This is a genomic window from Streptomyces sp. NPDC019937 (genome assembly GCF_040631655.1).
Taxonomy (GTDB): Bacteria; Actinomycetota; Actinomycetes; order Streptomycetales; family Streptomycetaceae; genus Streptomyces.
Genome location: NZ_JBEYAL010000049.1, coordinates 26602 through 41453, shown reverse-complemented (window position 1 = coordinate 41453; position 14852 = coordinate 26602). Strand labels below are relative to the sequence as shown.

At 68.6% G+C, this 14852-nt stretch carries 8 protein-coding genes; 5 read left to right on the top strand and 3 right to left on the bottom strand.

What is annotated here, in order from left to right; translation table 11 throughout:
• Window positions 1-38 precede the first annotated feature (38 nt).
• Genes ABZ562_RS35390 through ABZ562_RS35380 form a run of 3 tightly spaced genes read right to left on the bottom strand, consistent with a single transcriptional unit; the run spans window position 39 to window position 6769 of the window.
• Window positions 39-2198, bottom strand: coding sequence for a PQQ-binding-like beta-propeller repeat protein (locus tag ABZ562_RS35390; protein ID WP_361487874.1), 2160 nt, complete (start codon window positions 2196-2198; stop codon window positions 39-41).
• On the bottom strand, window positions 2198-4321 hold the full coding sequence (locus ABZ562_RS35385) for a PQQ-binding-like beta-propeller repeat protein (protein ID WP_361487872.1): 2124 nt from the start codon (window positions 4319-4321) through the stop codon (window positions 2198-2200). Before ABZ562_RS35385 ends, ABZ562_RS35390 begins: the two co-directional genes overlap by 1 nt.
• A 24-nt stretch (window positions 4322-4345) precedes the next feature.
• Window positions 4346-6769: a PQQ-binding-like beta-propeller repeat protein gene (locus ABZ562_RS35380; RefSeq protein ID WP_361487869.1), complete on the bottom strand. Its 2424-nt coding sequence runs from the start codon at window positions 6767-6769 to the stop codon at window positions 4346-4348.
• A gap of 243 nt (window positions 6770-7012) precedes the next feature.
• Here ABZ562_RS35380 and ABZ562_RS35375 point away from each other — a divergent pair, with 243 nt between their 5' ends.
• From ABZ562_RS35375 to ABZ562_RS35355, 5 genes are all read left to right on the top strand, one after another.
• The gene (locus ABZ562_RS35375) at window positions 7013-7243 is read left to right on the top strand and encodes a DUF397 domain-containing protein (RefSeq protein WP_055556888.1); all 231 of its coding nucleotides are present in this window, start codon (window positions 7013-7015) and stop codon (window positions 7241-7243) included.
• A 225-nt stretch (window positions 7244-7468) separates the two neighbouring features.
• Entirely contained in the window at window positions 7469-11716 is a 4248-nt protein-coding gene (gene eccCa / locus ABZ562_RS35370) for a type VII secretion protein EccCa (protein WP_361487867.1), read from the top strand.
• 248 nt (window positions 11717-11964) lie between these two features.
• The gene (locus ABZ562_RS35365) at window positions 11965-12426 is read left to right on the top strand and encodes a hypothetical protein (RefSeq protein WP_361487864.1); all 462 of its coding nucleotides are present in this window, start codon (window positions 11965-11967) and stop codon (window positions 12424-12426) included.
• A gap of 6 nt (window positions 12427-12432) precedes the next feature.
• A complete protein-coding gene (locus ABZ562_RS35360) occupies window positions 12433-14253 on the top strand; it encodes an alpha/beta hydrolase (protein WP_361487861.1) in 1821 nt (606 codons plus the stop codon).
• An 82-nt stretch (window positions 14254-14335) separates the two neighbouring features.
• On the top strand, window positions 14336-14815 hold the full coding sequence (locus ABZ562_RS35355; RefSeq protein WP_361487858.1) for a hypothetical protein: 480 nt from the start codon (window positions 14336-14338) through the stop codon (window positions 14813-14815).
• Window positions 14816-14852: the final 37 nt, after the last annotated feature.

Below are 14852 nucleotides of genomic sequence, written 5' to 3'. Positions count from 1 at the left end.
GGAGCTACGGGGAAAGAGGGTCTCGCCGGCGAGGCAGGTCATTCGAGCGGGACGGCGCATACGGCCGCGCCACGCACGACAACGACCCTTCGGGCCTCGGGAAGCGCCGTGATCGCCGGGGACAGACCGCCGACATCGCCCCAGGGGCTCGAGAAGGTCCAGGCCACCCGGTGCTTTCGCAGATCGATCGCGGCGATCCACTGGCTGTCGTTGTCCGGTGAGGCGTAGAAGTACCGGTCGCCAACGGCGGGGGTGGCCGAGAAGTCGTACGCCGGCACCTCCCCCTTCTCCTCCCAGAGGAGGCGACCGCTCCGGGCGTCCACCGCGACGAGACCGTTCGCACGCTCCATCGCGTACACCACCCCCTCCCGGACAACCGGAGGACCGTAGTGCTGAGCACCTGGTTCGTAGCTCGCCCCGAACTTCCGGCCCGTGCCGAAGCTCCACTCGAGCGCGCCGTCGGAAAGTCTCAGTGCCAGGAGTTCCCAGGTTCCGATGAACAGATGGTCTGCCGAGAAGGAGTGACGTGCCCCTGGGCGAAGTCCTCCCGACATCTTCTTCGGGATCTTCGTCGACCATCGTGTCGTGCCGTCGCGGGCATCGATCAACGAGACACGTTCGCCTTCCGTCCGTATCAGCGAGGAGCCCTTGGGAGTGGCAATGACGTCGTCGTCCGGAGCGGGCATGGGACGACGCCACAACTCCCTGCCGGTCCGGGAATCGACGGCGATGCGCAGCCAGTCCTCGCGTGCCTCGCCTTCCAGGACCAGCGAACCGCCCACCGCGCCCAAGAACCTCATGTTTTCCGTCGCGAGATCGCGGATCTCGGCGAGCGGGGTCCCGAAGGCGCCCGTGGTGAGGTTCACGGGGACGATCCTGGCTTTGCTGATATCGCTGTTCAGGGCGAACAGCCTCCGACCGTCGGACGCGACGGCACCGGCGGTGGTGACCTGTTCGTTCACACCTCGTCGGGTGCCCGTGCTCGCGTCGAGACAGCGCAGTCCGGCTTCCGAGACCGTGGTGACGACGCCCCCCACCGTGTGCAGCTCGGCTTCCTGGCCGAAATCACCCACAGACGCCTTCCACGACATGCGAGGCGCGCCTCCCGGGGAGCGCCCCGCCTCGGCCGCTCGGCCATCGTCTCCCGGCCCGGATTCGCCGGCATTCCACAGAGCAGATCCGGCACCGGCCACACCGCCGGCGGCGAGCACGGCTCCGGTGACGATCAGCTTCCGCCGGGTGACACGCGGCCGCCCCGGTTCGGCTGCCGAGGTCGTGAGGCCGGCATCCGGTGCGGGCAGCCGGGGAGGCGGTGCCTGCCACACCGCCGCCGCACGCCGCGCGATCTCCGCGAGTACGGTGTCCGGAAGGTACTCCGCGAAATCACCGTCGCCACCGTGGAGCCAAGTTCTGAACTCCGTCGTGTTCGGACGCTGCTCCGGGTCCTTGGCCAGACCTCGCGCCAGCACGGGGCGCAGTCCATCCGGCACACCGGACAGGTCGGGCTCCGCGTACCGAACCCGGTAGAGCAGATCCGCCGGCTGTCCGCTGCCGAAGGGCGGGCTGCCGCTCGCCGAGAAGGCGAGCACCGCGGACAGGGCGAACACATCGCCCACCGCGGTGTGTTCACCGCCGACCGCCTGCTCCGGTGACATGTAGGCGGGCGTTCCGGCCGTCGCACCCGTGCGGGTCAGCCGGTCGTCTCCGGCTGCCCGGGCGATGCCGAAATCGATGACCTTGGGGCCGAGCGCGGTCAGCAGGATGTTGGAGGGTTTGAGGTCACGGTGCACGACGCCGGAGCGGTGAAGCTGGGCGAGTGCGTCGCACAGCGCCGCGCCCAGGACGCGTGCGGCGGACTCGGGCAGAGCACCACAAAGCGCTACCGCCTCGTCGAGCGACGGGCCGAGGACGTATTCGGTCGCCAGCCACGGCGTCGGGGCGAGCGAGTCCGCGTCGATGACCTGAGCACCGTACTGCCCACCGATGATCCGGGCGGCGTCGGCTTCCAGGCGGAAGCGGCTGCGGAACTCGGTCCGCGCGGCGAAGTGCTCATGCACGGTTTTCAACGCGACCGTGCGCCCTTGGGCGGAGCGGCCGAGATAGACCGTGCCCATTCCTCCGCTACCGAGCCGGGCGATGAGGCTGTAGGGGCCTATGGCCCGCGGATCGTCGTGTGCGAGAGGGGAGACCATCAGCATCAATCCACGGGAAGTGCGTAGAGAACGCTGTCACTCAGAACGAAAGCCATACCGGGGGCGGTGCCCGTGACGCGGCCGGGAAGAGTGCTCTGCCCCCCGCTCCCAGCGGGGGCGAACCGCCACCGCAGCGCACCGTCCGTTGCGTCGAACGCCTCGATTTCGGACTGGGTCGACTGGAATACGGTGGTCCCCGCATGGCTCACCGCGGTCTCGCCCGGGGCCCAGGAGAAGTTGAGAGGCACCGCACTTCGACGCCGCCACCGCGCTCTTCCGCTGCGTATGTCGACGGCGTGGGTGGTGGCGTGCGAATCGGTGACGTAGACCGAATGCCCGTGAGTTACCGGCGCAGCGGACGGCGTTCCTCGGGTTCTGGCCCGCCAGCGCTCTTTGCCGCTGACGATGTCGTGGGCCTTCATGACCTCCCCGCCGCAGGTGATCAACAGATTTCCGGGGGCCACCAGCGGCGACTCATTCGATGCGTCCGTCCCCCGGTACGTCCGGATCCACAGCTTCCGGCCGTTGCGGCGGTCCAGTGCCAGATAGGACACGGGACCGTCGCCGGTGCCGGCACCACTGCTGGGAAGCAGGATCATGCTCTCGAGCAGGAGCGAGATGGTGTCGCTGCCATCGCCGTGGAACGCTTCAGGCAGCGGAGTACGCCATCGCTCCTTGCGCTTCCTGAGGTCATAGGCGACCACCGCGTATTCGTCGCGTTTCGCCCCTTCCTCGCTGTTCCCCTTGATCAGGAACCACAGCGTGTTGTTGCCGGCGGCGAGAAACGCGAAGACCGAAGGGGCATCGACACCGCTGTATCGCCTCTCCACCCACATGATCCGGCCTGTGCTCAAGGAGACCGCGGAGAAGGCGGAGGTGTCCGGGGAGAGGAACGTTCCGTCGCCGAGCAGCAGGAGGGAGGACATGGGATAGAGGTCGTCGCGCGACCAGAGCGCTCTGCCGGTCCGCAGCGTCAGAGCGGTTACGGATCTGGCCGTATTGACGAGCGCGACCCTTCCCTGCCAGAGAAGCGGATCCTGTCGCAGTTCACTTTCGACGTCATGCCGCCACAACGGAGCAGGCGCGGTCCCTCTGAGATTCGGCTCGGTTCGGAGCCCCGGCTCCTCTCCCGCCGCCCGCCATCCGGCGACCCCACCTGCCCCAAGGCCGAGACCAACCGCACCGGAGAGGACACCGATCGTCACCGCCCGTCGGGAGGGACCGGGCCGCGCCGCCGTGCCCGGCTCGGCCACATGCTCGGCGTCGTATCCGGCCGGCTCCGCGGGATACGTCGCGTCCAGCTCGCCAAGGGTCGCCACAATGGGCCGCGGCAGTCCGCCCGAGGTGTCAGCGGTCCCCGCTTCACGCAACTTCCGGGCCACGGTGACCGGCCGCGGTCGCGCTTCGGGATCAGCCGCCAGACAGGCGGCGATGAGCCCGCCCATCCGCTCCGGCAGAGCCGCGCGTGACGCGTACGAGAGGTCCGCGCGTCCCGTCGCCGCGTAGCAGAGCACGGCGCCCAGCGCGTAGATGTCTCCGGCCGGGCGGGGCCGGCCACCCGTTCGCTGTTCCGGTGGCAAGCTGAAGAGGTCGATTCCGGGTGAGCCGGCATGCCCGGAACCGTCCAAAGCCGCCGCTCGCACCAGTCCGTAGCCGGTCAGCCGGGGACCGTCGGTCATGAGGAGGGTGGTCGCGGGCGAGATACCCGCGTGCACCAGTCCGCCGGCATGCCAGTCGGCGAGAGCCTGGGCCAGGACCGTGCCCAGCGCACGCACCGTCGACTCGGGTAGCGGCCCCTTGTACGCGGCGAGCGCCCCGGCGAGTGACAGAGCGGGGAAGCAGTCATAGGCGACCCACGGAAGGTCCTCGTGAGCCGGGGCGATATCGATGACCGGGGCGGCCCAGGACCCCGTGAGCCGTCGGGAGTTCTCGGCTTCCGCGCGAAATCGCACCCGGTATCCCGGGTCTTCGGCGAGCGTTTCATCCGGGAACATCAACACGGCCATGCGGCCGGTGCGATCGTCCCGGGCGAAGCGGCGACGCGCGCCACCGATGCGGCCGTGGGCATCCACCATGCCGACGAGACGGTACGGACCGAGCCGAGCCGGTTCGGCCGCCTGCACATTCATGCACTCCTCCAGAACATTCGCGGCTCAGCGCAGTGGCAGGCCATAGACGCTCTTCCCACTGACGACGACGGCCAGATCGTCCGTGAGGGCGACTCTGCGACGCGTCACGGTCCGGGTGGCTTCCGTCGCACCGCTGTCCGTGAAGCGCCAGCGCAGTGTGCCATCCTCGGCGTCGATGGCATCAACTTCCACGTCACTGCTCATCAGCACCGTGTGCCCGGAAGGACTCACCCTTGTATCGGGCGTGCGCGCTCCGGACAACGCCTTCATGACGAAGCCGTAGACGCGCTGCCACCGCACATCCCCGGTGTCCACCGAGAGCGCATGGACCGCATAGCCGCCATCGGTGGCGTACACCGTGTCCCCGTGGATGACCGGAGGGCCGAAGTCGGCGGGATGCCCGGAGGAGATGTGGCCCTTCGCCGGTACGGTCCACGAGGGCCCGCCCCCGCGTGCCAGGTCATAGCCGCACAGGTCGGAGTTGACCGAGGCGATGAGGGTACCGCCGCCGTCGGTGGTGACCGGCCGTCCGGCCGTCACCCCCTTGTAGGAACGCGTCCAGCGCCGCGCCCCATGGGTGCGGTCGAAAGCCATGAACCGCTCGCCCCGCACCACGAGGACGTCCTTCGTCAGGTATCCCAGGTCGAAGGCGCCGGGCAGTGGGCTGGTCCACAGCCCTTCGCGCCGGGTGACGTCGAAGGCGATCAGGACCCGGCTGTCGATCCCGCCCTTCCGTCGGCGTTCCGCGGCGATCCAGATGGTGCCGCCGTCCACCGCGAGAAGGGCGGCGTACGGGGTCCGGCCTCCGGAGCGGAATTCCGCCGGCTGCCACTCGGTGTCCCCGGTGCGGGGAGCGAGAGCGGCGATCCCAGTGCCCGGGATGAGCACCAGGTCCTTCCCGACGAGCCGGGGCCGCGCCCGTGCGCGGACGTCGTCCCTGGTCCACAGCCTCTTACCAGTACGCAGGTCGAGCCCGGTGACGCCCTCGTCGGTCGCGATGACCGTGGTCTGGTCCGCGCAGATGAGCGGGTCGTACGCGAGCGGGCCGCCCTCGGTGTCGAATCGCCACAGCGGGGTCGGCGGCGCGCCCGCGAGCCGACGGCGTGAACGGTGGGCCGCCATCAGGCGCTCGGCTGGGGTGCGCGGTGCCGGGGCGTCCCCGGCCGTCACCGCCCCTGCCACGGCCCCTCCTGCGGCGATGCCCGCCGCGCCGCAGGCCGTCCCGATGAGCAGGGACCGCCGGGAGGGACGGGCCGTGTCCCGTGCCCCGGTGTCTTCGGCGGTGTCCGAACGGCCGGGCACATGGCCCGGCGGATGCGCGGCGCCGCCCGTGCCACGCCGGCCGACGGTGGTGCGCTCGGGCATGGCCGCGTGGTTGGTACTGCCCGGTGCCGCCCCCTCCCGTGGGAACGCCGTCTCCGCCGCTTCGTTCTGCGTCGCCACCGCGTCGATCTCCGCCGCCAGCACCGACGCGGACTGCTCCGCCAGCGCGACGACCAGCCGCGCCGGGAGCCAGCCCGGGCCCAGCACGCTCACGGCCCGGCTGATCCCGGCGTCCAGAGCGGTCGCCCCCGGCCCGCCGCCCGGGGTGCGCGGAGAGCCGGAGGCGCCGTCGACGACCGGCAGCGCCCGCGCCGCGCTCGGGGCGGGCAGCGGGGCGCCTGCGCCGCGCAGCAGGTCGTCCAGCAGTGTCCGCGCCGTCGGCCGGTCCGCCGGGTCCGGGGCGAGGCACGCGCGCAGCGTGTCCCTCAAGTCCTGCGGCAGCGCGTCCGCTTCGGGCCGCGTCCGCCCCGTCGCCGCGTACGCCAGCACCGCGCCCAGCGCGAAGACGTCCCCCAGGGGGCGCGGCCGTCCGCCCGCGAGCTGTTCGGGGGGCAGGGCGTCGGCGTCCAGCCCCGGCAGCCCGGCCCGCGCCGTGCCGTCCGGCCCGGCGGCCCGTACCGCGCCGAACCCGGTCAGCCGGGGACCGTCGCCCGCCAGGAACACCGTGGCCGGCGCGATCCCGGCATGCGTGAACCCCGCCGCGTGCGTCTGGTGCAGCGCCTCGGCCAGCGCCGCGCCGACCGCCCGTACGGTACGCACCGGCAGCGGCCCTCCGTACGCCTCCAGCGCGGCGGGCAGCGGCAGCGTCGGGAGATACGGGGACGCGCTCCACGGGAGATCCGTACCGTCGCCCGAGACCTCCACGACAGGCGCGATCCACGGGCACCGCGAAGCGCCACTCAGCAGCCGCGCGTTCTCCGCCTCCGCCCGGAACCGCGCCGGGTATCCCGCGTCGTCGGACGACGCCACCGGCGGCGCGCTGATGAGGACCGTACGATCGCCACCGCCGCTGCGCGCGATGAAGCACCGTGCCACCGCCGCGACGTCCCCCGCCTCCGGATCCAGCCGCGCGATGAGGTGATAGGGACCGATCCGCCGCGGGTCGTCCCGGCTCAGCGGTTCCACGAGCGCCTCGTCGTGGCGAACGTACTCACGTGCAAGGCCCCCTCGTCGTACCGCTTTCCGCCCGTGACATGCGCGCGGCAGTCACCCTACCCGGCAGCTCAGGGACGCCCCCTTCCGGTCCGCCCGGTCCTTCCGGTGTGGACTGGCGGTGTTCGATTGCCGCCGTGCGCACTGGTGGATGAGACTGTCCGTCAAGGGCCGTGCGGGTTTGTTCCCGCGGTATCGCGAAGGGATTCTCCACCGATGGCTGACGCCAAAGAGAAGGCTGAGCTGTACGCCCTCGACATCTCCGGTGTCGAGTGGCTCAGTGCGCCGGGCAGCACCACCGAAGAACGCGTGGAGATCGCCTATCTGCCGAACGGGGCCGTGGCCATGCGCAATTCGGCCGACCCCGAGACGGTGCTGCGCTACACGGAAGCGGAGTGGCGCGCCTTTGTGCTCGGCGCGCGGGACGGGGAGTTCGACGTGCGCTGAGCAGGGGTTCGCGCGATGCGCGCGGAGGGGGCGTACACCGGTCGGTGTACGCCCCCTCCGCGCGTGCGCCGGCTTTCCCCTGGAGTCCCGGGGGCGACTCCACCGTGACGGCGCGTAGCGGTAGGCTCACAGGGTTCGGGGGACGACGTCACCGGGGCACCGGCGTGACGTGTACCGGATCTCGCTCCGCACAGGGAAGCTGAAACGAGGGGGACTGACCGCCCGGTGAGCCAGATTGTCGTCAAGCGTCCGCCCCGGGCGCTGCCGCCCGATGTGCCCACGGACGAAGTCCAGCTCACAGCGCCCCCGGAGCTGTCGCGCCCGGAGCAGGGCGGTCTGCTGACGCAGTTTCTGCCCCTGCTCGGCATGGGCGGCTCGATGGTCTGCTTCTTCAACTCCGGCGCGGGGCCCTTCATGCGCGTCATGGGCTGGATGATGCTCGTGTCGGCCCTGGCCACCATCGCCGCCCAGGTCGTGCGCTTCCGGCGCGGCACGGAGGGCCGGACGGCCGGGGCGCGCCGGGACTACCTGAGGTACCTCGCGCACATCCGGCGCGGTGTGCGCCGTACCGCCCGGAGCCAGCTCGAAGTGCTGCTGTATCTGCACCCGGCGCCCGACCAGCTGTGGGCGATGGTCGCCGAGGGCAGCAGGGTGTGGGAACGCAGGCTGGGGGACGAGGACTTCGGCCAGGTCCGGGTCGGCGTCGGCCCGCAGCAGCTGTCGACCCCGCTGGTGGCCCCGACCACGGCGCCGGTCGACGAGCTGGAGCCGCTCGCGGCGGGCGCGATGCAGAAGTTCCTGATGCTGCACGGCGCGGTGGACGGACTGCCGGTGGCGGTGTCGCTGCGCCGCTTCTACCACCTCACGGTCGCCGGGGACGCGGACACCGCCCGGGGCACGGCGCGCGCCGTGGTGGGCCAGCTCGTCACGTTCCACTCGCCGGAGGACCTGGCCGTGGCCGTCCTGGCGGGCGGCCCGGACGCCGTCGCGCGCTGGGACTGGACGAAGTGGCTGCCGCACACCCAGGTCCCCGGCGCCCTGGACGGAGCGGGCACACGGCGGCTGTTCTGCCAGGACGCGGACCAGCTGGAGGCGCTTCTGGCCGGGGGCGGCCCGGACGGGTCGGGGGGTCCGCTCGCCGGGCGCCCCCGCTTCAATCCCGACGGGCCACCGGTCCTCGACGCGCGCCATGTGGTCGTCATCCTCGACGGCGGCACGGTCTCGTCCGACGCGCTGCTGGCTCACGCGGACGGCATCCAGGGCGTCACCGTCATCGAGGTGGTGCCGGGCGAGCTGGACGAGCCGCGCGGCAGCCTGTCGGTGGACGTACGCCCCGGACGGCTCGTCCTGCGGTCGGCCGCCGGTCTGGTCTACGAAGGCGAGCCGGACACGCTCCCGCTGGAGGCGGCCGAGGCGCTGGCCCGCCAGCTCGCGCCCCTGCGCGTCGGGGTCGGTGACCAGGGCGAACCGCTGCTGGCCGAACTGGACTTCACCGACCTGCTGGACCTCGGCGACGCGGCATCGGTGGACGCCACCCGCACCTGGCGGCCCCGTACGACGGCCGAGCGGCTGCGGGTCCCCATCGGGGCCGGTGAGGACGGCGAACCGGTGATGCTCGACCTCAAGGAGGCCGCGCAGGGGGGCATGGGCCCGCACGGGCTGTGCGTGGGCGCCACCGGTTCGGGCAAGTCGGAGCTGCTGCGCACGCTGGTCCTGGCGCTCGCGGTCACCCACTCTTCCGAACACCTCAACCTCGTCCTGGCGGACTTCAAGGGCGGCGCGACCTTCACCGGCATGGCGGAGCTGCCGCACGTCTCCGCGGTCATCACCAACCTCGCGGACGATCTGACCCTCGTGGACCGCATGGAGGATTCCATCCGGGGCGAACTGCAACGCCGTCAGGAGATGCTCCGCGGCGCGGGCAACTACGCCAACGTCCACGACTACGAGCGCGCGCGGGCCGCGGGCGCCCCGCTGGAGCCGCTGCCCACTCTCCTGCTGATCATCGACGAGTTCAGCGAGCTGCTCAGCGCCAAACCGGACTTCATCGAGATGTTCATCCAGATCGGGCGCATCGGCCGCTCGCTCGGGGTGCACCTGCTGCTGTCCTCCCAGCGCCTGGAGGAAGGACGGCTGCGCGGGCTGGACACCTACCTGTCGTACCGCATCGGCCTGCGCACCTTCTCCGCCACCGAGTCACGGGCCGCCATCGGGGTGGCCGACGCGTACCACCTGCCCACGCTGCCCGGCTCCGGCTACCTGAAGTTCGGCACGGACGAGATGGTGCGCTTCAAGGCGGCGTACGTCTCGGGCGCGTACCGCACCCACGACCCGGCGGTCGACGGCGGTGACGGGGCGTCCCCGCTCGACCGGCGGCCCGCGCTGTTCACCGCCGAGCCGGTCCCGGCCTCGTACGCCTCCCCCGCCCCCGCTCGGGGCGCGGCCCCGCCGGACGACGCCCCGTCGGACGACACCCTGTCGGACACGGTGCTCGACGTCATCGTCCGGCGGCTGGAGGGGCAGGGTCCGGCGGCGCACGAGGTGTGGCAGCCACCCCTCGACGCCTCCCCCGCGCTCGACGAGTTGCTTCCCCCGCTGGCCACCTCCCCGGCCCGCGGCCTGCATGCGCCGGACTACGCGCGTCCGGGCGACCTGGTCGTCCCCGTCGGGCTGGTCGACAAGCCCTTCGAACAACGGCGCGAAGTCCTCTACCGCGACTTCTCCGATGCGGCGGGCAACCTCCTGGTGGTGGGCGGCCCGCAGTCCGGCAAGTCCACCCTCCTGCGCACGCTCATCGCGTCCTTCGCCCTCACCCACACCCCGCGCGAGGCCCAGTTCTACGGCCTGGACTTCGGCGGCGGCGGACTGTCCGCGATCGCCGGCCTGCCGCACGTGGGCACGGTCGCCTCGCGGCTGGACCCGGAGCGGGTGCGCCGCACGGTCGCCGAGGTCATCGGCGTACTGACCGACCACGAGGAGCTGTTCCGCGCGCGCGGCATCGACTCGATCGCCACATACCGGAAGCGGCGGGCGGTGGGCGAGCTTCCCGACGAGTCCTGGGGCGACGTCTTCCTCGTCATCGACGGCTGGGGCGCCTTCAAGCAGGAACACGAGGCGCTCGAGGGCCCGGTCATGGACCTCGCGACCCGCGGGCTCGGCTACGGCGTCCACCTGGTCCTGACCGCCACCCGCTCCATGGAGGTGCGAGCGGCGCTCAAGGACCAGTTCATGAACCGCCTCGAGCTGCGCCTGGGCGACCCCCTGGACTCCGACTTCAACCGCAGGACGGCCGCCAACGTCCCGGTCGGCGTTCCCGGCCGCGGCCAGACCGCCGAAGGTCTCCACTTCCTGGCCGCGCAGCCCCGCCTCGGCGCCACCGCCGCGGACACCGACTCGACTTCCGACGCCGGGCCGACCGCCCCGACCGACCCGACCGACCCGGCTGTCGGCACCCACCCGGTTGTCGGCACCGACGCGCCCGCCGGCACCGACCCAACCGCCGGGACGGACGCGACCGCTGGGGCCAACGTCACCACCGCAGCCGAACCGACCACCGGAACCGGTCCGGCTGCCTCGCTGGGCCCGACCGCAAGCACCAACCTGACCTCCGCGGCCGGTCCTGCCTTCACCACGGAACCGGCCGCCGCGACCTCCGCCCTCGTCCGCGCGGTCAGCGCCCACTGGCCCGGCCCCGGCGCCCCCGAGGTCCGCGTCCTCCCCCGTGAACTCCCCGCCGACCAGCTCCCGAAGCCCCTCGACCACCCGCACCTCGGTCTGCCGATCGGCATCGACGAGGACAGCCTCGCCCCGGTCTTCATCGACTTCGACGCCGCCCCGTTCTTCCTGATCTTCGGCGAAAGCGAGTCGGGCAAGACCTCCCTGTTGCGCCTCCTGGCCCGGCAGATCAGCGAGCGCTACACCCCTGACGAGGCGAGGATCGTCGTCGGCGACTACCGCCGCACCCTCCTGGAGGCCGTCCCGGAATCCCACCTCCTGGAGTACGCGCCGGCCGCCCCCGCCCTCGAGATGCACATGGACGCGCTGAGCGCCCTGATGCGACACCGGGCCCCGGGCCCCGACGTCACTCCACGGCAGCTCCGCGCACGCGACTGGTGGAGCGGGCCCCGGTTCTTCGTCATCGTCGACGACTACGAGCTGGTCGCCACGAGCGCCGGAAACCCCCTGGACCACCTGCTGAGCGCCCTGCCCTTCGCCCGCGACGTCGGCGTCCACCTCATCATCGCCCGCAGCACGGCCGGCGCCTCGCGCACCTCGTACGAGCCCTTTCTGCAGCGCGTCAAGGAGCTGGGCGCCCAGGGCGTCATCCTCTCGGGCGACCCCGGCGAAGGCGACCTTCTCGGTGGCACCCGCCCCCGCCGCCTTCCCCCGGGCCGCGCCACCCTGATCACCCGCAAGAGCGGCACGCCGCTCATCCAACTCGGTTGGTTGCCAGACCAGTTGGGGAGTGAATAGGCGTGTCGACGTGTGTCATGCCATGTCGGTGCGCAAGCCTGAACCAGCCGACGGCAGTGGCAGCGCAGAGGGGTGGCACACCATTGGCGCCCGCACAGCTCAACTCACCGCATGAGAGGGAGCCTCATCTAGGCCGAGCCTCACGGTATCTGAGTAGGCGTACTCATGCCCAAACAAGGCGCTATGCCCATACGATTGACGACCAATCTTACACCAATTCCATAGCCAAAATGGGGGGAAATCAACCAATGGCCACTTTCGACGAAGAGTGGGCACAATTCAAACGCCAAGCATCCGCCGATTCAGGCATGAACCTGGCCAGTGCTGATGGACCCCCAGACTGGAAGAGCGGGCAAGGGCGCCTCAAATCCAAGAAGCCCGCCTGGAAAACGGCAGGGAATTCCGTCGGCTCACTTCAGAGCGACATCAAGAAAGCACTGGCCAAGCTGGAACTTGAGCAAAAGGACTTGGGAGCGGGTACGGACACCGGCAGTGGAGTGCACAGTGCAGCAGTTGAGCGAGAACTGTACCGCTCCTGGAACCGCTACCTCAGTGACCTGAGCGGGCGATGCGCCAAGCTTCAGGATCTACTCGAAAAGGCGGGTGACTCCTTCTACAAAAATGACGAGGCCATCCGAGGCGCTTTTAGCGGGTTGACCGATCGTTACAAGGACACGCGCCGCGTCGGCGGCGACGCTCGAGGCCGGTGATTCGACGTGGACTACACAACCCTCAAATCTCTCAAGCCTTCCAGGTTCGAGGACGCAGCGGCCGGATATCAGACGGTCAGCGATATGGCCAGCCAAGCCAAGGATAACCTTGAGAACCGTATAGCCATCAAGATGCAGGGTGCACTTGAGGGCGATGCCGCACAAGAGGCCGTGAAACAGCTTCGGATGCTGGCCAAAAACTTCCACTACACCCAGATTGAGTGCGGCGTGGTGAGTACGGCCCTCAACGCCCTCGCATCCGAGCTCCGGACCGCCAAGAACAAGCTCGACAACGCCATCGAGGATGCGCAGTCCGAGAATTTCACGGTGGAGTCCGATGGGTCCGTGACCTACCCAGCGGCTGGAGACAAGGTAGACGGCAAAACCCCAGAAGGCGGCACAGTCACCGGCAGTGCCCACGGGAAGGCGTCCAACAAGGCAATCGATCCAGCCGGCCAGGCGACAGATACAGCTGACGCGTTGGAACGCCAGGCGGAAAACACCCATCCCAACCCGAACTACGGTAGGGCAGTAGCCTACGCAGACCGCATTGCCGAGGCGGTCTACGAGGCGACAGAGGCCGACAACGAGTGGGCCCCGAAACTGCGGAGATTGAAGGCTGACGACGACCTCGTCGTATCCAAATATGATTGGGCCGACGCCCAGAAAGACACAAGGAGCGTCCGCGATAGCGCAAAAGACTACCTGGGCAACATCAAGAGCCCACCCAAGGATGGCAGCCCTCAAGAAAACGCCAAGTGGTGGAAGAGCCTCTCAGAGCAAGAGAAGGCCGACTACGCCGCCATACATCCTGCCAGACTTGGGAACATTGACGGCATTCCATCCGATATCCGCGACGAGGCCAACCGTACAGTACTCGCAGAGAAGCGATCCGAATACCAGATCCGACTTTCACAAATCCCCGATGAGCCCACTAAATTCAAAAACCTCGGCCCCAACACAACAGTCTATACACAAGAATGGCTTGATTGGCGCCACAAGTATGAAGCAGACAAGAAGTACCTGCAAACTTCCTTGCACGGGATGAATAAAATCCAGGAGCGCATCGATAAAACAGGCCAAGAGGACCTTCCCAGAGCTTACATCCTAGGATTTAGCGCGAAGGACGACGGGCGCGCAATCATCGCGAACGGAAATCCGGATACAGCCGATCACACTGCAGTCTATGTGCCGGGAACCACAGCTAGCCTCGGTAAGATCGATGGCGACATAAATCGAATGACTGAGCTTTGGCGAGCGGCAGAGCCGATGGCAGACGGTGAAGTCTCTACCATCACCTGGCTCGGCTACGACGCGCCCGATGGTATCGCAAAAGACGCCCCATTCAGTCATTACGCAAACGACGGGGCTCCAGCTTTCAACAAATTCATCGACGGCCTCAATACTACGCATTCGGGGCCAGGAAGCCATATCACCGCGATTGGTCATTCTTACGGCACTACACTCATCGGCTCCGCAGCCCGCCAGGGCGACGTGGATATGGGCGATGTAATATTCGCGGGCAGTCCGGGCGTCCAGGTCGGCCACGCCGATCAACTGGACGCCCCCAAGGGGCATGTATGGAACGAGGGAGCCGACGATGACTTCGTCCCGGCAATCGGGCGACTCGGGCACGGCCACCGCGAGTTCCACGCCGATACAGGCTTCGACTGGACCGTCCCGAATGACAGAAACTTCGGAGCCAACCAGATGAGCGTCGACACATCAGGTCACAGCGGCTACTGGGACAAGGATTCCCAAAGTTTGAAGAATCAAGCAAAGGTGGTGACCGAAAATTACGATGGTGTACAGCGTGAAAAATACTAACCGCACGACGCGGCCAGTAAGTCCAAAACATTTTACAGTGGCCCTGATCACTACAGCTGCCACACTGACGGGATGCTCCAGTATGAACAACGAAGACGAATTGGGGTACACCCCAAAAACGCGCAGCGTCTCTCAAGCGCGAGAACAGGCTCGAAGCCTTTCAAGTGAGATTTTCGATGTCATTGGCCTCAACGGGGAAACGAGCAAGCCTGGGCCGGGAGTCTCTCAGTGTGCCGACAAGGACTCGGATAAATTTTACAAGATCCACCATCCCTGGTCTTTGTCAGGTGTACCGATCGAAGACCTCAAAAAGGGTATGACTCGCCTCAAGGAAGACCTCCCCAAGAAAGGATGGAAGATCGTAAATTACGGGCCCAACAACAGCCCAGCCAAGAATATTGAGATGACCGCAGATTCCACGAAGCAACCTTTCTCTGTCAATATTGAACTCTTTGACAATAGTAAGAAGCCTGCGGGGGAAAAACGGAAGTCGCTGATCTACGTAGACCTGGTCTCCGCCTGTTTCCAGGTCCCGAGTGGAGAGAAAGTTAACGAGTACTGATGCCTCACGCGTAAGCGCATCTTAAGCGCACTCCGTC